General features: G+C 66.4%; 19 protein-coding genes. 10 read left to right on the top strand and 9 right to left on the bottom strand.

Going from position 1 to position 20,549, the window contains the following annotated elements; genetic code table 11:
- Positions 1-894 (bottom strand): LysR family transcriptional regulator, encoded by an 894-nt coding sequence (locus tag QE395_RS01720; protein WP_306987375.1) that lies wholly within the window; start codon positions 892-894, stop codon positions 1-3.
- A gap of 158 nt (positions 895-1,052) precedes the next feature.
- On the opposite strand from QE395_RS01720, the gene QE395_RS01715 reads away from it, so the two are divergent.
- Together QE395_RS01715 and QE395_RS01710 are read left to right on the top strand one after the other, a co-directional pair.
- A complete protein-coding gene (locus tag QE395_RS01715; RefSeq protein WP_306987373.1) occupies positions 1,053-1,706 on the top strand; it encodes a hydrolase in 654 nt (217 codons plus the stop codon).
- 69 nt (positions 1,707-1,775) lie between these two features.
- Positions 1,776-4,814, top strand: coding sequence for a sensor histidine kinase (locus QE395_RS01710; protein ID WP_306987372.1), 3,039 nt, complete (start codon positions 1,776-1,778; stop codon positions 4,812-4,814).
- Between the two features lie 53 nt (positions 4,815-4,867).
- On the opposite strand, the gene QE395_RS01705 is transcribed toward QE395_RS01710, so the two are convergent.
- On the bottom strand, positions 4,868-5,461 hold the full coding sequence (locus QE395_RS01705) for a TetR/AcrR family transcriptional regulator (protein ID WP_184125871.1): 594 nt from the start codon (positions 5,459-5,461) through the stop codon (positions 4,868-4,870).
- A gap of 12 nt (positions 5,462-5,473) precedes the next feature.
- The gene (locus QE395_RS01700; RefSeq protein WP_306987371.1) at positions 5,474-6,073 is read right to left on the bottom strand and encodes an NAD(P)H-dependent oxidoreductase; all 600 of its coding nucleotides are present in this window, start codon (positions 6,071-6,073) and stop codon (positions 5,474-5,476) included.
- 235 nt (positions 6,074-6,308) lie between these two features.
- Between QE395_RS01700 and aroQ the strand changes: the two genes are divergently transcribed.
- The 3 genes from aroQ to accC all read left to right on the top strand — a co-directional run bounded on the left by aroQ (position 6,309) and on the right by accC (position 8,682).
- The gene (aroQ, locus tag QE395_RS01695) at positions 6,309-6,752 is read left to right on the top strand and encodes a type II 3-dehydroquinate dehydratase (RefSeq protein ID WP_068854220.1); all 444 of its coding nucleotides are present in this window, start codon (positions 6,309-6,311) and stop codon (positions 6,750-6,752) included.
- A 63-nt stretch (positions 6,753-6,815) separates the two neighbouring features.
- Positions 6,816-7,304: an acetyl-CoA carboxylase biotin carboxyl carrier protein gene (gene accB / locus QE395_RS01690; protein ID WP_093534832.1), complete on the top strand. Its 489-nt coding sequence runs from the start codon at positions 6,816-6,818 to the stop codon at positions 7,302-7,304.
- A gap of 10 nt (positions 7,305-7,314) precedes the next feature.
- Positions 7,315-8,682 carry an acetyl-CoA carboxylase biotin carboxylase subunit gene (gene accC, locus QE395_RS01685; protein ID WP_249833210.1) on the top strand — a complete coding sequence of 456 codons (1,368 nt, stop codon included), beginning with the start codon at positions 7,315-7,317 and terminating at the stop codon, positions 8,680-8,682.
- A gap of 54 nt (positions 8,683-8,736) precedes the next feature.
- On the opposite strand, the gene QE395_RS01680 is transcribed toward accC, so the two are convergent.
- The 4 genes from QE395_RS01680 to QE395_RS01665 form a co-directional block, all read right to left on the bottom strand.
- A complete protein-coding gene (locus tag QE395_RS01680; protein ID WP_306987370.1) occupies positions 8,737-10,728 on the bottom strand; it encodes a hypothetical protein in 1,992 nt (663 codons plus the stop codon).
- Between the two features lie 226 nt (positions 10,729-10,954).
- Entirely contained in the window at positions 10,955-11,677 is a 723-nt protein-coding gene (locus tag QE395_RS01675) for an alpha/beta fold hydrolase (protein WP_249833212.1), read from the bottom strand.
- Entirely contained in the window at positions 11,677-12,048 is a 372-nt protein-coding gene (locus tag QE395_RS01670; RefSeq protein WP_068854224.1) for a hypothetical protein, read from the bottom strand. Before QE395_RS01670 ends, QE395_RS01675 begins: the two co-directional genes overlap by 1 nt.
- A complete protein-coding gene (locus QE395_RS01665; protein WP_068854225.1) occupies positions 12,045-13,004 on the bottom strand; it encodes a hypothetical protein in 960 nt (319 codons plus the stop codon). The genes QE395_RS01670 and QE395_RS01665 overlap by 4 nt, the downstream gene beginning before the upstream one ends.
- Positions 13,005-13,176: 172 nt before the next feature.
- Between QE395_RS01665 and prmA the strand changes: the two genes are divergently transcribed.
- The 5 genes from prmA to purD all read left to right on the top strand — a co-directional run bounded on the left by prmA (position 13,177) and on the right by purD (position 18,235).
- Positions 13,177-14,097: a 50S ribosomal protein L11 methyltransferase gene (prmA, locus tag QE395_RS01660; protein ID WP_249833213.1), complete on the top strand. Its 921-nt coding sequence runs from the start codon at positions 13,177-13,179 to the stop codon at positions 14,095-14,097.
- Between the two features lie 8 nt (positions 14,098-14,105).
- Positions 14,106-14,846, top strand: a complete 741-nt coding sequence (locus tag QE395_RS01655; RefSeq protein ID WP_249833214.1) for a DUF3426 domain-containing protein — start codon at positions 14,106-14,108, stop codon at positions 14,844-14,846.
- Between the two features lie 112 nt (positions 14,847-14,958).
- Positions 14,959-15,234 (top strand): DNA-binding transcriptional regulator Fis, encoded by a 276-nt coding sequence (gene fis, locus QE395_RS01650; protein ID WP_068854228.1) that lies wholly within the window; start codon positions 14,959-14,961, stop codon positions 15,232-15,234.
- Between the two features lie 64 nt (positions 15,235-15,298).
- Positions 15,299-16,882: a bifunctional phosphoribosylaminoimidazolecarboxamide formyltransferase/IMP cyclohydrolase gene (gene purH / locus QE395_RS01645; protein ID WP_249833215.1), complete on the top strand. Its 1,584-nt coding sequence runs from the start codon at positions 15,299-15,301 to the stop codon at positions 16,880-16,882.
- Positions 16,883-16,948: 66 nt separating this feature from the next.
- A complete protein-coding gene (gene purD, locus QE395_RS01640; protein ID WP_249833216.1) occupies positions 16,949-18,235 on the top strand; it encodes a phosphoribosylamine--glycine ligase in 1,287 nt (428 codons plus the stop codon).
- A gap of 158 nt (positions 18,236-18,393) precedes the next feature.
- On the opposite strand, the gene QE395_RS01635 is transcribed toward purD, so the two are convergent.
- Both QE395_RS01635 and rpoH read right to left on the bottom strand, forming a co-directional pair.
- Complete coding sequence (locus tag QE395_RS01635) at positions 18,394-19,332, bottom strand: hypothetical protein (RefSeq protein WP_249833217.1); 939 nt, start codon at positions 19,330-19,332, stop codon at positions 18,394-18,396.
- A 93-nt stretch (positions 19,333-19,425) separates the two neighbouring features.
- Entirely contained in the window at positions 19,426-20,301 is an 876-nt protein-coding gene (gene rpoH, locus QE395_RS01630; RefSeq protein WP_068854233.1) for an RNA polymerase sigma factor RpoH, read from the bottom strand.
- Positions 20,302-20,549: the final 248 nt, after the last annotated feature.

Below are 20,549 nucleotides of genomic sequence, written 5' to 3'. Positions count from 1 at the left end.
TCACGTCGCCGGCTTCACTGGCAGAGGCGCCAGATCGAAACACGCAATCAGCAGCTCGGTGAGCGCCCGCACCTTCAATGACGGGTGCTGGCCCGGCGGCCTGACGACATAGATGCCGGCCGGCGGTGGCGGATGGCGCGGCATGACCGGCACCAGCGCACCCGCATCCAGGTGCTCACGGGTGATGCCATCGGGCAGCCACGCGATGCCGAGGCCGGCCAGGGCGGCGGCAAGCAGCGCGGTACCGTTGTCGGCCTTGAAGCGACCACGCGGATGCACCGTCACCACGCTGTCGCCGTCCATGAACTGCCACGCTTCGGTGCCCTGCATCAGCGCCTCGTGGTCGGCCAGCTGGTCCGGCGACTGCGGGGAGCCGTTCGCGGTGACATAGCCCGGGCTGGCGACCAGGCCGCCGTGGAGCGGCCCGACGCAGCGCGCGATCAGGTTGGAATCCTGCAGATACCCCACGCGGATCGCACAGTCATAGCCTTCTCCCACCAGATCGACGAAGCGATCGCTGTAAGTAGCATGCACGTGCAGCTGGGGATGTCGCCGTGCCAGGTCCGCGAAGACCGGTGCGAAGTGGGTGGGACCAAAGGTCAGCGGCGCTGCAACGCGCAGCCGCCCGCGCAGGTCGCCACTGGGCAGGATGGCATCGCGCGCCGCATCGATCTCCGCGCAGGCCTTGGCCGCGTGGATACGGAACGTGGCACCGGCCTCGGTCAGCGATGCACCGCGCGTGGTCCGCGCCAGCAGTTGCACGCCCAGCTCGTCTTCGAGGCGCCCAAGTCGTCGGCTGACGATCGACTTGGCCACGCCGAGTCGACGCGCCGCCGGTGACACGCCACCGGCGCTGGCCACTTCCACGAATGTCCGCAGGTCTTCGATATCCACGCCGTTCCTCCCGGGTTCGCCCACCAGCCTGACACAGCAATGGCCCAACGCGCGTTCCACTTTCCGCGACACAGCTTGGCACGGAACGCGGCTACCGCCTCACGGAGGGGAATGACAAGGTTTGGGCTTGTTCTGCCCCACCCACACAGGATGCATCCATGACCTTCCGCAATGGCCTCGACTCGCTGCTTCGCCCCGAAGATTCCGTCCTCGTGCTCATCGACCACCAGCCCTACCAGCTGGCCAACCTCAACAGCCACGACCCGCATGCCGTGGTGAACAGTGCCACGGCCCTGGCCAAGACCGCCAAGGCTTACCGCGTTCCCACCATCCTCACCAGCGTGATCGCTGAACGCGGCGGGCTGATCTTCCCGCACATCACCGATGTGTTTCCAGACCACCAGGTCATCGACCGTACCCTGATCAACACCTGGCAGGACAAGGCGGTGGTGGATGCGGTCAAGGCAACCGGCCGCAAGCAGCTGATCATCGCGGGTCTGTGGACCGAGATCTGCGTAGCGATGCCGGTCATCCAGGCGCTCGGCGAGGGCTGGGATGTCACCGTTATTACCGATGCATGTGGCGCGGTATCGGTGGAAGCGCACCAGGTTGCCATCCAGCGCATGATCGCCGCCGGCGCCAACGTGATGACCTGGATGGCCCTGGCTGGCGAATGGCAGCGCGACTGGGCACGGCTGGATCACGTGGCCGAAGTGACCGAGGTATTCAAGCAGCACGCCGCCGGCAGTGGCATCGCCTACCTATGGGAGCAGCAGCTGCTCAACACGCCGGTGCCGCCCAGCGCCGGGTGATAAGCTCCGGCGCGTCCCGCTGCGGTCCTCACCGCAGCGGGCCCCTGCCCCGGCCCCGTAGTTCACCGCATGCCCCTGTTGTCTTCGTTCCCCGGCCACGCCATGCGTGCGCTGCTGCTGGTTGTTCTTTTCACCCTGTCTCCGCCGGGTCTTGCGCAACAGCATCCGTCGCCCGGCACCGGGTTTACCGGCTACCACCACACCGCGTGGCGGGCCGGCCAGGGCGCACCGGGCGATATCTGGGACATCCAGCAGGACCCCAACGGCACGCTGTGGCTGGCGACAGGCTCCGGGCTGTACAGCTTCGATGGGCACCGGTTCGTACGTCAGCAGACGAACGCCGGTGCTGCGCAGCCCTCGCTCAACCTGGTGACCCTGCTTGGCGACAGGAGCGGTGGCCTGTGGTTGGGGTATTACCACGCCGGCATCGCCCATCTGGGCAGCGACGGCACCCTGCGCTCTTACCAGCGCAAGGACGGGGTGCCGCCAGGCGTGGTGTCGGGGTTTGCGTACGACAGCAACGGCGTGCTCTGGGCAGCGGTTGACGAAGGCCTGCGCCGGTTCAACGGCACGCGCTGGGAGAAACCGCCCGCATCCATGGGCCTGCCCGAGCGCCACGCGCACTGGCTGCTCAACGATTCGCGGGGCCGGTTCTGGGCGCTGGTCGGCCAGAAGGTGTGGTTCATTCCCAAGGGCGGCGCTGCGTTCGTCCCCACCGGCATCGAGGTCTCCTTGATGGCGACGCTGGCCGAAAGCCCGTCGGGCGAGATCTGGCTGGCCGACCGGCGCCGCGGTGCGGTGCCCATCGCCGATGCCAACGGCCTGCTCCCCGCCGCTGAACGGCAGGCCCGCCTGCTTCCGGACGTGCTGGCCAGCCGCCTGCATTTCACCTCGGACGGCGCCATGTGGGCGCCCATGCGCGGGGGCGGCGGCATCCTGCGGGTGCTGTTCGACGGCAAGCACGCGGTGCGCATGGAGCGCTTCGATGTTCCGCAGGGGCTGACCTCCACCTCGGCCGTGCCGGTCTTCGAGGATCGCGAAGGCAACGTGTGGGTAGGTACCAATCTCGGCCTCAACCGCTTCCGCGCGCAGAGCGTGCGCACTCTCACGGAAGGGCCCAACGATCCTTACCGCATCCTGGCGAGGAATGCGGACGGCGCGCTCTTCGGGTATGGCGAAGACATGGTGCCGTATGACCTCGACCGCCATGGCCTTGGCCTGGATCGGGCCGGTCTGCAGCGCGCGGCATTGAGGGACACCCGCCCGCTGTGGCAGTTCGAATGGACCAGCCTCGCCCGGCGCAGGGGAACGGCGCTGGAGGTAGTGCAGTTCCCCGGCACTGCACGCGGCCTGCAACCGCAGGCACTGCATTTTCCGGGCGCCGAAGAGGCCTGGGCCTGCGTGGGCGAGAACCGCGTCGTGCATTACCTGCGCGGCTCCTGGACGGAGGACGCGCGCATCACCCTGCCCGGCTGCACCGTCATTGCACCGGGCAGCGCGCAGGGCCTGCTGTTCGGCTATGCGAGCGGCGAGCTGGTCCTGCGCGATGCCACCGGGGTGCACCGCATCGGCTCGACCCGCGGCCTCGATGCAGGGCCGGTCACCGCCGTGCTTGCCCACGAGCACCTGCTGCTGGTTGCCGGCGAGAAGGGCTTCAGCATCAGCAGCAACGGAGGTACGTTCAGCGCGGTAACCGCCGACATTCCCGGCGTGCTGGAAGGCATTACCGGCATCGTCATCGACCCGGACCAGCAGGTGTGGTTGAACGGCGGGCGCGGACTGGTGCGCCTGGATCTTGCCGATGTGATCGCCAGCGCGCGCACCGGAAACGCCGTCTCGCCGAGGCTGTTCGATGACGTCGATGGCATGCCCGGTATCGCGCTGCAGAGCGGCCCGATTCCCACCGCGCAACTTTCGAAGGATGGACTGCTGTGGCTTGCAACCAACCAGGGCCTGGCGTGGCTGGATACCACCCGCCTCCACCGCACGCGCGCCGCCCCCAGCGCGCGCATCGGCGATGTGCATTTCGGTGATGAAACCCTGCCCCTGCGCGACGGCACCGTGGTTCCCGCGGGCATCACCCAGCTGCAGATCGACTTCGTCGCCCAGTCGCTGGCCCGCCCGGAACGCAACCGCTACCGGTACCGGCTTTCCGGCGTGGACTCCGGCTGGCGCGACGCCGGCAGCGCCACCACGGCGTACTACACCAACCTAGGACCGGGCAGCTACACGTTCGAGGTGCTGGCTGCCAACGAAGACGGCGTATGGGGGAGCGCCCCAACCGCGCGTGCCTTCCGGATCGAGCCGCTGCTGACGCAGACGTTCTGGTTCCGCGGGCTGCTGTTGATCGCGCTGGTGGTGCTCGTCGCTGCGGCCGCGCGCATGCGGGGCCGCCACATCACCGCCCTGGTCAAGGCGCGCTACGAAGAGCGGCTGGAGGAACGTGAGCGCATTGCCCGCGACCTGCACGACACCCTGTTGCAGGGCGGCCAGGGCCTGTTGTTGCGGCTGCACGCGATCAGCGCCATGCCGTCCCTTCCGGACGAGGCGCAGGCGCGGCTTGAATCGGCCATGCAGGCTGCGGAAGACAGTCTCCGGGAAGGCCGGGAACGCGTCGCTTCGCTGCGCCGTGACACCGGCGCCGGGCTCGATCTCGCTGCGGCGCTCACCCATGTCTACAACGAAGAGACGAACCCGGCGGGCACGCGGTTGCGGGTGGTGGTCTCGGGCGAAGCGCCGCGCCTGAACGACGCCGCCGCCGAAGAAGTGTTCCTGATCGGCCGCGAGGCAATCCGCAATGCGCTGGCGCATTCGGCCGCCACGGACATCGACATTGAGCTGAGTTTCGGCCACACCTTCTGCCTGCGGGTACGCGACAACGGCCGGGGCATGGTGGAGGGCACCGTGAAGCAGGGTCGCTGGGGCGTGCAGGGAATGCACGAGCGGTCAGCGCGCCTGGGCGGCACCCTGCGCATGTGCTCCAGGCCAGCACGAGGCACCGACGTTGCGCTGTCAGTGCCGGGTGTGCGTCTGTATGCACGTCAGCAGGCCGTTGCGCCGAAACGGTGGCATGCTTTCTTCAGGAGAGGGCGGGGTCGTCAGGGCTGAGGGACGGGAATTCCCTTGGCCCGCCAGCGCACTGGTCGCCGCGGAGGGATCTATCAGCTGCGCTTGATGGTCGACACGATCAGCCGCACCAGCTCTGCCTCCGCCACCGCGTGCTCAACCACCCCGGCGGCGACCGCTTCGGAGAGCGACTCCGCCGCGCCCAGGATCGCCCAGTAGCCCGCATCTGGTACTTCGCTGCCGGTGGCGAAGCCACCCACCCATTCCGCGCACTTGGCGATGAACTCCTGCTGGTACCGCCGCTTTACCTCCATCAACTCGGGTGACCCCGCGAGGGCAGCGAGGATTCCCTGGATCTCGCTGCCCTGCGACAGCACGCAGTCGATGTAGCCACCGGCAATGGCATGGGCGCGATCCTTCAACTGCGCCCTGGCCTTGCCGATGCGCGCTTCAAACACCGCAGTCTGGCGCTGGTCGTAGTCCTGGTAGAGCGCAGCCAGCAGGCCATTGCGGGTGATGAAGTGGTCGTAGGCTACCGGCTTGGTGACACCGGCAGCTTCGGCCAGGCGCCCGAGCGACAGCGCATCGGTTCCCTCTTCGCCCACCAGCGCCCACGCCACATCCAGCAACTGGCGCGCGCGTTGTTCGCGTGGCATGCGGCGACGGGGCGGTTCGGGGCGTGCGGGCATCGGAAGGGTCGGTCAGGCGGCAGCAGACGCACCAATGGTACGGCCGATGTCCGCCGCGGTGCGCAGGTGCGCTTCTGCGGAACCACTGTCCGATTCCAGCAGCAGCGTGGACGACTGCACGCGTGCGCCGCAGTAATCAAAGATGCCCATGTCGATCTGCGTCTTCATCGCGGTGCCGTAGCCACGCCGCTCGATCATGGCCGCGTCCGCGCCCCCCAGTCCCACCAGGTGCACCTGCAGGCGCTGCAGCTTCTTGACCACCTTGCCATCCGGACTCTCGGCATAGGCCCAGCCCTGGGTGAACACGCGGTCGATCCAGCCTTTGAGCAGTGCCGGGAATGACCACCAGTACAGTGGATAGACCAGCACCAGCGCGTCCGCCCGATCAATCCGGGTATGTTCGGCGGCCACATCCTCCGGCGGCGCTGCGGTTTGGCGGAACAAGGCGTTGTCGGCCTGGTTGAAGCGGGGGTCGAAGCCCTCCGCAGCCAGGTCGGCGATCTCCACCGTGTTGCCGGTGCTGGCGGCGAGGATGGCGTCGCCGATCCGGCTCGCCACCGCGTGGGTGAGTGAGCCGGGTTCGGGGTGGGCAACTACGATCAGGCTGTGCATGGGGAATGCTCCCGGAGTGACGTTACCTACTAAAGGTAATATCGCTCTCCCGGAACACCAGTGCCATGAACGGAACGCTGGGGCGGCATCTGCGGCGGTCGAGGTGCGACATCGCCCGCGCCCCAAGCGATCCGCCAGAGATTCAAACGGTTGCTTGAAACACCCGTAACTTCGCCGAACTGGACACGATCCACCAGTTCCGCCAGACTCCGCCCTTTCCTGTTCTCTGGCTCCCATGGCGAAACTGCTGGTCCTGCATGGCCCCAACCTCAACCTGCTCGGTACGCGCGAGCCGGGGGTGTATGGGCACACCACGCTGGCGCAGATCGACCAGGCCCTGCTGGCCCAGGCGCAGGGCGCCGGGCACGCGGTGGAAAGCCTGCAGTCCAACGCCGAGCACGTGCTGGTGGACCGGGTGCAGGCCGCCCGGACCGACGGTACCACCTTCATCCTGATCAATCCGGCTGCGTTCACCCACACCTCGGTCGCCCTGCGCGATGCACTGGCGGCGGTGGATGTGCCGTTCATCGAAATCCACCTGTCCAACCCGCACGCCCGCGAACCGTTCCGCCAGCACAGCTACTTCAGCGACAAGGCGGTCGGCGTGATCTGCGGCTTTGGCGCCGACAGCTACCGCTACGCGATGGACGCGGCGCTGGTGCGGCTGGCAGCCGCCTGAAACCCCATTGAACCGAGCGCTCCGCGCTTCCCACCACACTGACATCAAACACCAGAGGCCCCTATGGATCTCCGCAAAATCAAGAAGCTGATCGACCTGTTGGAAGAGTCGAACCTTGCCGAAATCGAAATCAAGGAAGGCGAAGAATCCGTGCGCCTGTCGCGCGCCCCGGTGTCGGGCTACGGCATGGTGCAGGCCCAGCCGCAGATGATGATGGCGCCGGCCCCGGCCCAGCCGGCCGCCCAGGCGATGCCGATGCAGTCGCCGACCGAAGCCTCCACCGGCGGTACCGCCAAGCCGGGCCCGGCGCTGCCGGATGGCCACGTGCTGCGCTCGCCGATGGTCGGCACGTTCTACACCTCGTCCGCACCGGACAAGCCGGCCTTCGTCACCATTGGCCAGCAGGTCAAGGCCGGCGAAACGCTGGCGATCATCGAAGCGATGAAGATGTTCAACCCGATCGAAGCCGATGCTTCCGGCACCATCGTGGCCATCCTGGCTGAAAACGGCCTTCCGGTCGAATTTGACCAGCCGCTGTTCGTGATCGGCTAAGGATCCGTCCATGCTCGACAAAGTCGTTATTGCCAACCGAGGGGAGATCGCGCTGCGCATCCTGCGCGCGTGCCATACCCTGGGCATCCGCACGGTGGCCGTGCATTCCACGGTCGACCGCAACCTCAAGCACGTGGCCATGGCCGACGAGTCGGTCTGCATTGGTCCGGCGCCGTCGCCGCAGAGCTACCTCAACATTCCGGCGCTGATCGCAGCGGCGGAAGTCACCGATGCCCAGGCCATCCACCCGGGTTACGGTTTCCTGTCGGAAAATGCCGACTTCGCCGAGCGCGTGGAAGAATCCGGCTTCATCTTCATCGGCCCCAAGGCCGACACCATCCGCATGATGGGTGACAAGGTCGAAGCGATCCGCGCGATGAAGGCCGCCGGCGTGCCGTGCGTGCCGGGTTCGGGCGGGCCGCTGGGCGAAGACATCGTGGCAAACACCAAGATCGCCCGTGAGATCGGCTACCCGGTCATCATCAAGGCGGCCGGTGGCGGCGGCGGGCGCGGCATGCGCGTGGTGCATGCCGAGGCCTCGCTGAAGACCTCCATTGAAACCACCAAGAGCGAGGCCAAGGCCGCGTTCGGCAATGGTGAGGTCTACATGGAGAAGTTCCTGGAGAATCCGCGCCACGTGGAAATCCAGGTGCTGGCCGATGGGCAGGGCAACGCCATCCACCTCGGTGAGCGCGACTGCTCCATGCAGCGCCGCCACCAGAAGGTGGTGGAAGAAGCGCCGGCACCGGGCATCAGCGCCGAACAGCGCGAAGAGATCGGCAAGGTCTGCACCGAAGCGTGCGTGCGCATCGGTTACCGCGGCGCGGGCACCTTCGAGTTCCTCTACGAAGACGGCCGCTTCTACTTCATCGAAATGAACACCCGCATCCAGGTGGAGCACCCGGTAACCGAAATGGTGACCGGTATCGACCTGGTAGTGGAGCAGCTGAAGATCGCCGCCGGCCACAAGCTCAGCATCAAGCAGAGCGATGTGGTGCTCACCGGTCATGCGATCGAATGCCGCATCAATGCCGAAGATGCCGAAACCTTCGTGCCGAGCCCGGGCCTGATCAGTGCGTTCCATCCGCCGGGTGGTCCCGGTGTGCGCGTGGATACGCACATCTATGCCGGCTACCGTGTGCCGTCGAACTACGACTCGATGATCGGCAAGCTGATCGTGCACGGGCCGGATCGCGAAACGGCCATTGCGCGCATGCGCGTGGCGTTGAGCGAGATGGTGGTGGATGGGATCAAGACCAACGTGGCGCTGCAGCAGCGCATCATGCGGGACAAGGGCTTCCAGGCCGGTGGGCAGAACATCCATTACCTGGAGAAGCGGCTGGCCGAGCGCAAGAACAAGTCGATTGCATTGACCTGAACGGCCTGCGGTGAAGTGATACGGGAAGGCGGGCAATGCCCGCCTTTTCGTTTTTCAGGCGCCCCGCAGGGGTACGGAATGCAGGGGTTGCGCACCCAGTTTCCCCATGGCCTGCCGGGTCGGGCTGAGTTCTTCCAGGTGCAGTTCGCCTGGCGATTTTCCGATGACCTTGAACAGGACGTTGTTGCCGATCAGCACCTGCGCTTCGTCCTGCAGCGAAATCAAGCCCGTCGGGTGGGCTCGGTGCTGCATCTCCAGGGTCAGCACGGTGGACGCACCCTGCGGTCCGTCCCCGGCCCTGGCCACCGCTGCAACCGCACGGCCACGGTCACCACTGGCCACCAGGAAACTGTCGCTGTACAGCGTCTGTCCTACCTCCAGCAGGGCAAGTTGCCGCGTGTCCACCGCCAGCGCCGTATACACGCGCCCGGCGTGTGGCGGGATGCGCGCCAGGCCCCGATTGATCCGCGCCACCACCTGGGGCGCATCGGTGAACATCGGCGGCAGCACCCCGCCGGACTGCAGGAACTCGTCCACCGAACGACGCCGCAGCAGGTAGCTGCGGATGGCGGCGCGCTGCAGTTGGCTGAGGCGCAGCCGGCCGGCGTGCTGGATCGCACTTTCGTACACCTCCGCCGCCTCCAGGCTGGGCATGCCTCGGTACTCGACATTGAACTCGGCCTGGGTCATGAAGCGGTGCTCGTGCGCAGGCAGCGACTGGCGGATGTCAGCGATGCGGTGCGCCAGCCGCCCCCAGTGACTCAGGCGGCCTGCCCCGGACGCGCGGGGCAGGTACAGCGAAAGCCGTTGGGTGAACTCGTCCAGTTGGCGCATGCGCACCCGGAAATAACGGCCACTGAACTGCACGTAGTGGCGCAGGCGGTCGCCCTTGCGGCTCAGATGCCAGCCCGGTCGCGCCGGGTCGGCGACGATGCCGCGATTGCGCGCCTGCTCTGCGGTGAGCGCATGCGCATGTTGCTGCCGGAGGATGCGCGACAGACCCGTCGAGAACTGCGGCTGACCCATTGCGCACGCCGCGTCCGGCGCCCGGCGGCAGCGCGGTGCATTACCGGCCTGCGCCGGTCGCTCCGCTTCGCGTGGCTGGTAGATGCCATCCTGCAGGTCCAGCTCAAGCGTGCCGATCCGCAATCCCAGCTGCGGTTCCAGCGTGGCGCCGTAATAGCGCCCATCGACGCACACGGCATTGCCGACCTGACCGCTGACCGGGTCCTCGTAATAGAGGATGCCGTCCTTGCCCAGCAGGTCCAGCCGCACGCGCACGTTGTCCAGCGGAGGCTGCTCACGCACCCGTGCTGCGGCGCGGTCGAACAGCCGGATGGAGCTCTCGGCGCGGACGCGGCCGGCACGGGGCGTCACCGTCACCGGGCTGCGCTTCCACTCCCAGTCGGCGGTGTCCCACCGCACGGGCACGACGCCGCTGTCGGTGTGGACCTGGAGTTGGCCGTCGCTGATCGACAGGGTGTGCTCCGCGCCCTCGAAGCGCACCTGCATCCTGCCTTCGCGCAGTTCCACGGTGGTCTGGGCGACCACCAGACGCGGTGGCTGGGCATCGGCCCCAGGCTCGTCCAGTCGCAGTCCCGCCTGGCCCAGCACCGCGTCCATGAGCGTGTCGCGATCAAGCGGGCGGCGCTCCATCGCATCTGCACCCAAGTCCAGCACGCTGGCCACCTCCTGCATCGCGAACACGCCGCGCGATCCGATCACGGCCGCTTCGGCAAGGGTACTCACCGCGTCACCCACCTGCAGCAGCGCGCGCATGCCGGTGCTCAGTGGCGGCGCGCAGCGCACGCCCTCGTGGCGCTCCCAGGCGTTGCGCGCATCGGTGAACAGCTCGGTGACCGGACTGCGCAGCAGTCCCGCTATGCCGTGCAGCACGCCAGGCATCCCCGGCGAAACAGGAACCGGGACGCAATCGGCAGGCAACGCCGCAGCCGCGCGTGAGCCAGGCCGTACCGTGGCGGCCTGCAGCCCGGATGCATTGGAGATCAACAGCACCGCTGCGAGTGCCTGTGCGGGTGTGTCCACCCTGCGGATGGTCGTTGTATCCAAAGGCCGCAGGGCCGGGGCGGTGGCGGGGGTACGGGCGTGAAAGCGACCGGCGGCGTGCCGATGCGCTGCGGCGGTAGTGGGCATGGGCAACTCGTTGAAAGGGCGTGTCCGATGAAATCGAAACCGCCTCTTGCTGTCCAAGCGAAGATGCCTACTGATATTCCGCCTGCGATAGGCGTGGTGCATCGTGATGCGGAAGGCGTCAGGTCAGGCCGCGAAGGTATCGGCCCACTTCGTCGGCAGCGGCCTGTGGGCGGGCCTGGAGCAACAGGTGGGGCCCGTCCAACCAACGCACCGAAGTTGGGTGCAACAACCCGGAAAGATGCCGCTGGCAGAATTCCGGCAACAGCCGGTCATGGCGCGCGTGCAGGCACAGCACAGGAGTGTCGACGCGCCCGGCATGTGCACTGCGATCCACACCGATCGCGGCCACGGCGCGGGTGCGCAGCACGTCGTCATCTACCTGCGCCAGTGCTGCGGCCAGCTCCCGGCGCAGCGCGGGCGTGCTCCAGCGCCCCAGCAACCACCAGGACAGCAACGGCATCGGCAGCAACCGCACCGGTGCGCGGTACACCAGCGACTGCATCGCGCGTAGTGAACGCCACGGCGACCGCGCGAAGGTGGTGGAGAGAATCAATCCGCGCAGCAGCGGCGGCGGGTGCGCGGCGATGGCCAGCGCCAACGGTCCCGAGAACGACTCACCCAGCAGCACGTATGGGGTGGTAGTGGGCAGCGCCTGCCGCACGAACGCGTCGAGCTCGGTGTAATCGAGCGCACGGTCAACCGGATAGGCAATGACGGTGGTGGCAATACCCTGTACGTGCAGGGCGGCGCAGAACGCCGCGTGCTGCGTGCCGGTGGCATCCAGCCCCGGCAGTATCACCAGATGTGGCACGCCCGGCGACAAAGTGCCAGGCAACTGCATCAGCGGCTGGCGTCGGCGGCCGTGATCTGGGTGTCCTTGACCGGCGCCACGCCCAGCGACGACGTCGGGTCGACGATGACCATGGTTTCGGTCGAGCCGTCCGGCCAGACCACCTGGAACGTGCTGCCCGCCGGCAACGAAGCGAAGGGCATGCCGCTCTGCGCGCGGTACACCGCAGCCACCTGGCTGGCACCGGCGCGGCGCACGTCTTCGTGTGCCTTCACCGAGGTCAGGGTCACCTTCGACAACTTCCGGTAGCGGTCATCGTAGGTGTCGATCATGACCAGGCCCACGGCACCGGCCGAGTAGGCCACGAACAATGCCACCCAGAACCAGAACTTGGCACCATGCAGGAATCGACGGTAATTCATGACCGGTCACTCCGCTTGATCAACTGCTCAACCAACGTTTTCATTTTCCCCGCACCTTGCCGCGAAACCGCAGCGTCATACACAAAAGTGGCGAAGTCCTGCCCACCGTCCTGCGAACAGATCCCTCCGTTCGCGCAGAAATTGTTCATCAACACACTGTCCGGCCCGCAGGCCATGCCCAGCTCGCACGCCGCCAGGCGCCAGGCCAGTTCACTGAACTGGTCGCCGGCCACCAGGCCCTGCAGGGCGCCATCGCCACTGGCACGCTGGCCCATGGCGGTGGAAATGGCCATGTACGCTTCTGGATCACGCGAATCCATCACACGCTCCACCAGGCCACGGCGGTACTCGGGGGTGTCTTTCAATGGCTGGCCATCGGCGAACAGCGCCGCTTCGGCCGCCAGGTTGCCCGCACGCGCAGCCAGCACGCGCTGGGTGACAATCAACGAGCGGCCAAGGCCGTCGCTGGAGACGAATCCCGCGCAACGGCGCGCTACACGCTCGCGTGCCTGCACCATCGGCGAAGATGCGTTCATGCCCAGCCCGGTAAGCACGTTGTTGTCGAGCTGGTAACCGCCCGGGTCCATCGCATAGATCGCGCAGTAGTCATACACGCGGCTGACCATCCAGCCTGCCTCGGCATTGCCGTTGGCCGCCTGCAGGCGCAGGCGCTGGGCGTAGGCGAACAGGTCGGTGTCGCCCTCGATATCGGCGCGGATGTCCAGCGGCAATCCCGACGGCACCGCTGTGCTGCGCTCGCTGGCCAGCAACTGGCGCGCCAACTGCTGGGCCTGCAGCGGCGCAGCCGACCCCGTGCCGACCTGCAGCTCACTCACGGCAGCCGACGCATGGTCGGCCTGCAGCGCACGGCCGCCCGCGCGGTAGCCCACCACCCCCAGCAACGCCAGGGCCGGTACCACCAGCAGCCAGGTTTTGAGCGTGGGCGCGAGGGCCATTCGGCGGAACCGGTTCAAAGGAGACAGACAGCAGGATGCGGAGTTTAGCAATGGCGTACCCTGTTGTCTGAACAGGCCGTCGCGTCGTTTCTCACCATCGCCTGAGACGGTCGTCGCCGCGACCGTCCGCAATCGTCTAGCATTCACCGTTTTCCGCAGGTCCTTATCGCCCATGCCGTTCCTGGAACTCACCCTCCACTGCACCGAAGCCACCCAGCCGCGCTATGAGAATGCGCTGGACGACGTGGGCGCGCTGGCGGTGACCCTGCTCGACGCCGATGCCGACACCAGCAACGAGCGCGCCATCCTGGAACCGGGCGTGGGCGAAACCCCGTTGTGGAATGACCTGGTGCTCAGCGCCCTGTTCCCCGCCGATTCCAATGCCCTGGCGCTGCTGGCCGCGCTGGAGGCGTTCGACCCGGGCCTGGCATGGAGCGATGTCAGCTTCCGCGCAGTGCAGGACGAGGATTGGGAACGCGCCTGGCTGGACCAGTTCCAGCCGATGGCCTTCGGCGACCGCACCTGGATCGTGCCGTGGAACCACGAGCTGCCCGAGGCTGCGCAAGCCACTGACGCTGCCGTGGTAAGGCTGGACCCGGGCCTGGCGTTCGGTTCGGGCACCCACCCCACCACCTCGCTGTGCCTGCGCTGGCTGGACGGGCTGGCCGCCGAAGGCGCGTTGGCCGGGCAGACGGTACTGGATTTCGGCTGCGGCTCGGGCATCCTGGCGCTGGCTGCGCTCAAGCTCGGCGCGGCCGGGGCCGTGGGCGTGGACAACGACCCGCAGGCGGTACTCGCCACGGGCGACAACGCCGAGCGCAACGCGCTGCAGGACCGCATGCAGGTCTACCTGCCGGCCGACGAACCGCAGGCCACCTACCCGGTGGTGGTAGCCAATATCCTGGCCTCGGCGCTGGATGCGCTGGCCGATGTGCTGGCCGCACGCGTGGCACCCGGCGGCCGCATCGCGCTGTCGGGCATCCTGCATGGGCAGGAAGACGAACTGCTGGTGCGGTATGCGCCCTGGTTCGAGCAGCTTGAAGTGGCGCGCGACGACGACTGGATGCGCATCACCGGCGTGCGCCGTGCTTGAATGACCCGATGAGCGAACCGACTCCGCCACCGCGACGTCCCCTGGCCACGTTCCTGCGTGCGTCCACTGAACCCACGCCCGAGGCGGTCGACGCGGTCGCCCCGGACAGCGAGGTGGACAACAACGAGGACAGTCCCGTTGTTGCCGAGGCGTATGTGGAGGACATCGAGCAGACCGAAGCGGATATCGACCCCGCTCCGGTCGCGGCGGCGGAGGCCATCGCGCCCAACGTTGCTGCCACGCCCGCACCCAGTTTCATGCGCGCCCCCGAACGTGCAGCGCCCACGCCGCGTTGGCAGTGGGCGCTGGTCGGTGGCCTGGTCGTGCTGCTGTCGCTGCAGATCGCCGTCGCCGACCGCGCGCGGCTGGCCGCCGATGCTGGAAGCCGGCCGTGGATTGCCGGGCTGTGCAGCGTGCTGCGCTGCAGCCTGCCGGCCTGGCAGGAACCGACCGCCTTCAGCATGATCAGCCGCGATGTGCGGCCGGTGCCCGGCCAGCCCGGCGCGCTGCAGGTGCAGGCCAGTTTCCGTAACGATGCCCGCTGGGCACAGGCCTGGCCATCGCTGCGGCTGTCGCTGTCCGACGCCGATGGCCGCGTGATCGGTACCCGCGTGTTCGCGCCGCACGACTACCTGGACCCTACGGCCGATGCCGCTTCCGTACTGGAACCGGGCCAGAGCGCGCAGATCGCGTTCCGGGTGCGCGAACCGGCGGCGTCCACCGTCGCATTCACCTTCGAGTTCCTGTAACCCGGCGTCCTGCCAACGAGCGTGGCGGCACGGCCACGCACGCGCTAGACTGGCCCCCTCCAAATTCTCCGCCAGGGTTGTGGTCCGCCCTGGCTTCGCACCGGGATCCTTCTTGAACGCTGTCCTTTCTCGTCCTGACAATAGTCGTGGCGCGCCGAAGCCGCCGCTGCGCGAACACGTGGCCCAGTCGGTCCGGCGTTACCTGCGCGACCTGGACGGCTGCGATGCGGATGACGTGTACGAGATCGTCCTGCGTGAAATGGAAATCCCGCTGTTCGTGGAAGTGCTCAACCACTGCGAGGGCAACCAGAGCCGCGCGGCGTCGATGCTGGGCATCCACCGCGCCACCCTGCGCAAGAAGCTGAAAGAGTACGGCATCGCCACCTGAGGCCCCGGTGGGGGTGCGGGACGGCCTACAATATGGGCCCGCTCCGCTTCGATCTCCTGCCCCCATGAGTTCCGATCTGCTGCCCGTGCGCCGGGCCCTGCTTTCCGTTTCCGACAAGACCGGTCTGATCGACCTGGCCCGCGCCCTCGCCGCGCGCAACGTCGAGCTGCTTTCCACTGGCGGTACCGCCAAGGCAATCCGCGACGCCGGCCTGCCGGTCAAGGATGTGGCCGACGTCACCGGCTTCCCGGAAATGATGGATGGCCGGGTCAAGACCCTGCACCCGCTGGTGCACGGCGGCCTGCTTGGCCGTGCCGGCCAGGATGAGGCGGTGATGGCCGAACATGGCATCGCGGCGATCGACCTGCTGGTGCTGAACCTGTACCCGTTCGAGCGCGTCACCGCCAACGCGGACTGCACGCTGGCCGATGCGGTGGAAAACATCGACATCGGCGGCCCGGCCATGCTGCGTTCGGCGGCGAAGAACTTCGCCCGTGTTGCAGTGGCCACCGATCCGTCGCAATACGCCGAATTGCTCGCCGAGCTGGATGCCAATGATGGCAGGCTGTCGGCCGCCAAACGCTTCGCGCTGTCGGTGGCCGCGTTCAACCGCGTGGCGCAGTACGACGCGGCGATCAGCAACTACCTGTCGGCGGTAACCGCCACCGATGCGGCCGTGCCGATGCGGACCGAGTTCCCGGCGCAGATGAATTCCAGCTTCGTGAAAGTCATGGACCTGCGCTACGGCGAGAACCCGCACCAGGCCGGCGCGTTCTACCGCGACCTGTCGCCGGTGGCCGGCACGCTGGCCACGTTCCAGCAGCTGCAGGGCAAGGAACTGAGCTACAACAACCTGGCCGATGCCGATGCCGCATGGGAATGCGTGCGCCAGTTCGACGCGCCGGCCTGTGTGATCGTCAAGCATGCCAACCCGTGTGGCGTGGCCGTGGGCGCCGGCAACGGCGATGCCTACGAATTGGCGTACGCCACTGACCCGACCAGCGCCTTCGGCGGCATCATCGCCTTCAACAAGCCGCTCGACGCGGCCACCGCCAAGGTCATCCTGGACCGCCAGTTCGTGGAAGTGCTGATCGCCCCGGATTACGAACCGGCTGCGCTGGAGTACGCGCAGAAGAAGGCGAACGTGCGCGTGCTGCGCATTCCGCACGGCGAAGGCCGCAACAATTACGACACCAAGCGCATTGGCTCGGGCCTGCTGGTGCAGAGCGCGGACAACCGTGGCATGCGCCGTGACGAACTGACCGTGGTCAGCAAGCTGGCCCCGACCGAGAAGCAGTTCACCGACCTGCTGTTCGCCTGGAGCGTGGCCAAGTTCGTGAAGTCGAACGCGATCGTCTACGCCAAGGACAACCGCACCATCGGCGTCGGCGCCGGCCAGATGAGCCGCGTGTATTCGGCGCGCATCGCCGGCATCAAGGCCGCCGACGCGAACCTGGTGGTCGAAGGTTCGGTGATGGCGTCCGACGCGTTCTTCCCGTTCCGCGACGGCATCGACGCCGCTGCCGCCGCCGGCATCAAGGCGGTGATCCAGCCGGGTGGTTCGATGCGCGACGCCGAGGTGATTGCCGCGGCTGACGAACACGGCCTGGCGATGGTGTTTACCGGCGTGCGTCACTTCCGCCATTGATTGTCACAGGGATCCGGTTGCTGCCGGATCCCTTTTTCTTCCCCCCCCCTTGTTGCGAGAACAGCCTTGAAGATCCTCGTCATCGGCTCCGGCGGCCGTGAACATGCCCTGGCCTGGAAGCTGGCCCAGTCGTCCCGTGTCACCGAGGTGCTGGTTGCACCGGGCAATGCGGGCACCGCCACCGAGGCCGGCTGCCGCAATGTCCCGGTGAAAGTCACGGACCTGGACGGGCTGCTGGCACTTGTGCAGGCAGAAGGTGTCGAGCTGACCGTGGTTGGCCCGGAAGTACCGCTGGTGGCCGGCGTGGTCGACCGCTTCCGCGCTGCGGGCCATCGCATCTTCGGCCCCACCGCTGCGGCGGCGCAGCTGGAAGGCAGCAAGGCCTACGCCAAGGACTTCCTCGCCCGTCACAACATTCCCACCGCGTTCTACGCTGTGCATACCGAGGTGGATGCTGCGCTGGCCTACGTCCGAGAGAAGGGCGCACCGATCGTGGTCAAGGCCGATGGCCTGGCCGCGGGCAAGGGCGTGATCGTGGCGATGACGCAGCAGGAGGCCGAAGACGCGGTGCGCGACATGCTGTCGGGCAACGCGTTCGGCGATGCCGGCGCGCGCGTCGTGATCGAGGAATTCCTCGATGGCGAGGAAGCCAGCTTCATCTCGATGGTCGATGGCACCACGGCCCTGCCGATGGCCACCTCGCAGGACCACAAGCGCGTTGGCGATGGCGATACGGGTCCAAACACCGGCGGCATGGGCGCGTACTCGCCCGCGCCTGTGGTCACCGATGAAGTGCATGCACGGGTGATGCGCGAAGTGGTCAATCCCACCGTGCAGGGCATGATCGCCGACGGCATCCCGTTCACCGGCTTCCTCTATGCGGGGCTGATGATCGATGCCAGTGGCGCGCCGAAGGTGATTGAATTCAACGTGCGCTTCGGCGACCCGGAAACCCAGCCGGTAATGCTGCGCCTGCAGTCGGATCTGGTGGAACTGGTGGAAGCGGCGATCGATGCACGCCTGCATGAAGTGGAAGCGCAGTGGGACCCGCGTCCTTCCTTGGGCGTGGTGATGGCGGCGGCGCCGTATCCGGAAACGCCGATCACCGGTGATGTGATTCACGGTCTGGACCAGGTGCCGTCTACGGCCAAGGTGTTCCACGCCGGTACCACGCTGGACGCACAGGGCCAGGTGCTCAGCGCTGGCGGCCGCGTGCTGTGCGTGGCCGCACTGGGCGACAGCGTGGGCGATGCGCAGGCCAATGCTTATGCGGGCGTGGCGAAGGTGACGTGGGAAAACGAATTCCACCGCAATGACATTGGCTGGCGGGCTATCGCGCGCGAGAGGGCGTAACAGCAGCCGACTAACAGTCGGCTCTACCCTCGGTAGGCGCCCACCGTTGGTGGGCACGTCCTTGGCGCAACAAAAAAGCCCGGCGATGCCGGTTTCTTTGTGTGATGCGCATATTCGGGGTGCGTCCGCCCTCAACGGGCGGATGCGTTGGGCGCAAGCTACTGCTTGAAGAGTGCTGCCACGTTGTTCAATCCCTTGTTCAATCCCTTGAAGTTCGCCAGTGCTCCCACCGTGTAACCCGCGTCATTCACCACGTTGGGCATTGCGCCAGAATTAAGCAATGCGCGTATCTTGCCGAAGTCCTGCGGGAACTGCCCGTACTGAACAACCTGGTGCAGGGCTGAACTGCCGTTCCATATGTGATTCACGTCCAGGCTGGGGTGCCGTTCAAGAAACGCATGGATCTCGTGCGGTTCCCAGTGATTGACGCGAGCGAACAGCATTTTACTGAGCAGCAGTTGCTCAACGCTATTGTCGCCAACGCCAGCTTGGACAAGGCTGTCGATGTCCCGTTCGGCATAGCCATAGGTTTCGAGCAAACATTCTACCGCCGGCGCGCACTTGCCTTGGACGGCAGCGTTCAGCACCTGCACGCGCTCGCTGTAGGTAATGCTGGTGTTGTCGCAGAAGTGCTGCACAGCGACCGCGTCGCCGCGCCCGGCAACTTCAACAAAGCGGTCGAGCAGCCTGCCTTTCCAGACATCGATGGCGGCAACCACGTCCGACCGCTGATTCTGGTCTGCCAACCAGCGGGGAGTCGCGCCGTTCTCGTCCCTCATGAAGACGTCCGCTCCACCCTGCAAAAGCTCCGTGACGCGGGTGATGTCCCCCGCTTCAGCCGCTTCATGCAGTCGGCTCCTGCCCTCGTAGCCACGCGCATTGATATCCATCGAGCGGTAGCTCGCCTGTCCGCACAATGCGATGGCATCGGGTTGCGCTTGATCAACCAGGACGCTATTGGAGTTGCTTCCGTGCGCCATCGGCGAAGCGAAGCGTGCTGCGCCGGGTGAGGTGGGTGCGGTGGGTCCAATCATTATCTTGTCGCATTTCGTGGGGACAGAAAGCCTATTGCAAAGCGTCGATACGGCGCTTTCCATAATCTCTCATCATCACGGCAGGCCAAACTTCGACAGTGCCCAACAAAAAAACCCGGCGAGGCCGGGCTTTTATTTGACAGTTGCACCATCGAGTCAGGCGGTGAACAGCGCCTTCATCTTCTTCAGCGCGTTCGCCTCGACCTGGCGGATGCGTTCGGCGGACACGCCGTACTCATCGGCCAGCTCCTGCAGCGTCACCTTGCTGTCGGCGTCCAACCAGCGGCGACGGATGATGTCGCGCGAGCGGGCGTCGAGTTCGGCCAGGCCTTCGCGCAGCAGCTGCAACTGGTTGTCCTCGCTGTCGGCGCGCTCATAGGCCATCGACGGATCTTCATCGTTGGCGACCAGGAACGCAGCCGGCGACGGCGGCGCATGTTCGTTGTCGTCATCGCTGGGCGCATCGAAACCGATATCGCGACCCGAGAGGCGCGATTCCATTTCCAGCACTTCGCGTTCGGACACGTTGAGGTCCTTGGCGACAGCGGTGACTTCCGCCGCGTTCAACCAGCCCAGGCGGGTCTTGGACTTGCGCAGGTTGAAGAACAGCTTGCGCTGCGCCTTGGTCGTGGCGACCTTGACGATGCGCCAGTTCTTCAGGATGAACTCGTGCATTTCGGCACGGATCCAGTGCACCGCGAAGGACACCAGACGAACGCCCATGTCCGGGTCGAAGCGCTTCACGGCCTTCATCAGGCCGATGTTGCCTTCCTGGATCAGGTCGCCCAGCTGCAGGCCGTAGCCGTTGTAGCCACGGGCCACGTGCACCACGAAGCGCAGGTGGGAATGGACCAGCTCGCGCGCGGCGTCCAGGTCCTGCTCGTCGCGGAAGCGGCGGGCCAGGTCCTGCTCGTCATCGACCGTCAACACCGGGATCTGGTGCACGGCGCCGATGTAGGCGTCCAGCGAACCGAGCGCACTGGGAATCGGAAGATTGTTTGCCACAAGGGCAGTAGACATGTTCTGGCTCATAGGGGTCATCTTATCAGTCCTGTATTTGGACTGCTGACAGTTCAAAAAGTTCCAGCGTTCCGCAGGTGAAACGCTGACGCAGATCAGGCCCCTAACGTACCGCGAAATGTTGACAGTTGCGAGTGGCCGCCACTCGGCGCAATTTCAATACAAATCAATAAGATAAGGAGAAAAACGTCACCACCACGTCGTTTTGGGCAGGACAATCCCACCTAGATCAGCCCATTCAGGATGGAAACGTTGCCAGG

The organism is Stenotrophomonas sp. SORGH_AS_0282, assembly GCF_030818125.1.
GTDB lineage: Bacteria > Pseudomonadota > Gammaproteobacteria > Xanthomonadales > Xanthomonadaceae > Stenotrophomonas > Stenotrophomonas rhizophila_A.
The sequence above is the reverse complement of the archived record's forward strand: the minus strand, read 5'-3'. Positions and strand labels throughout refer to the sequence as shown.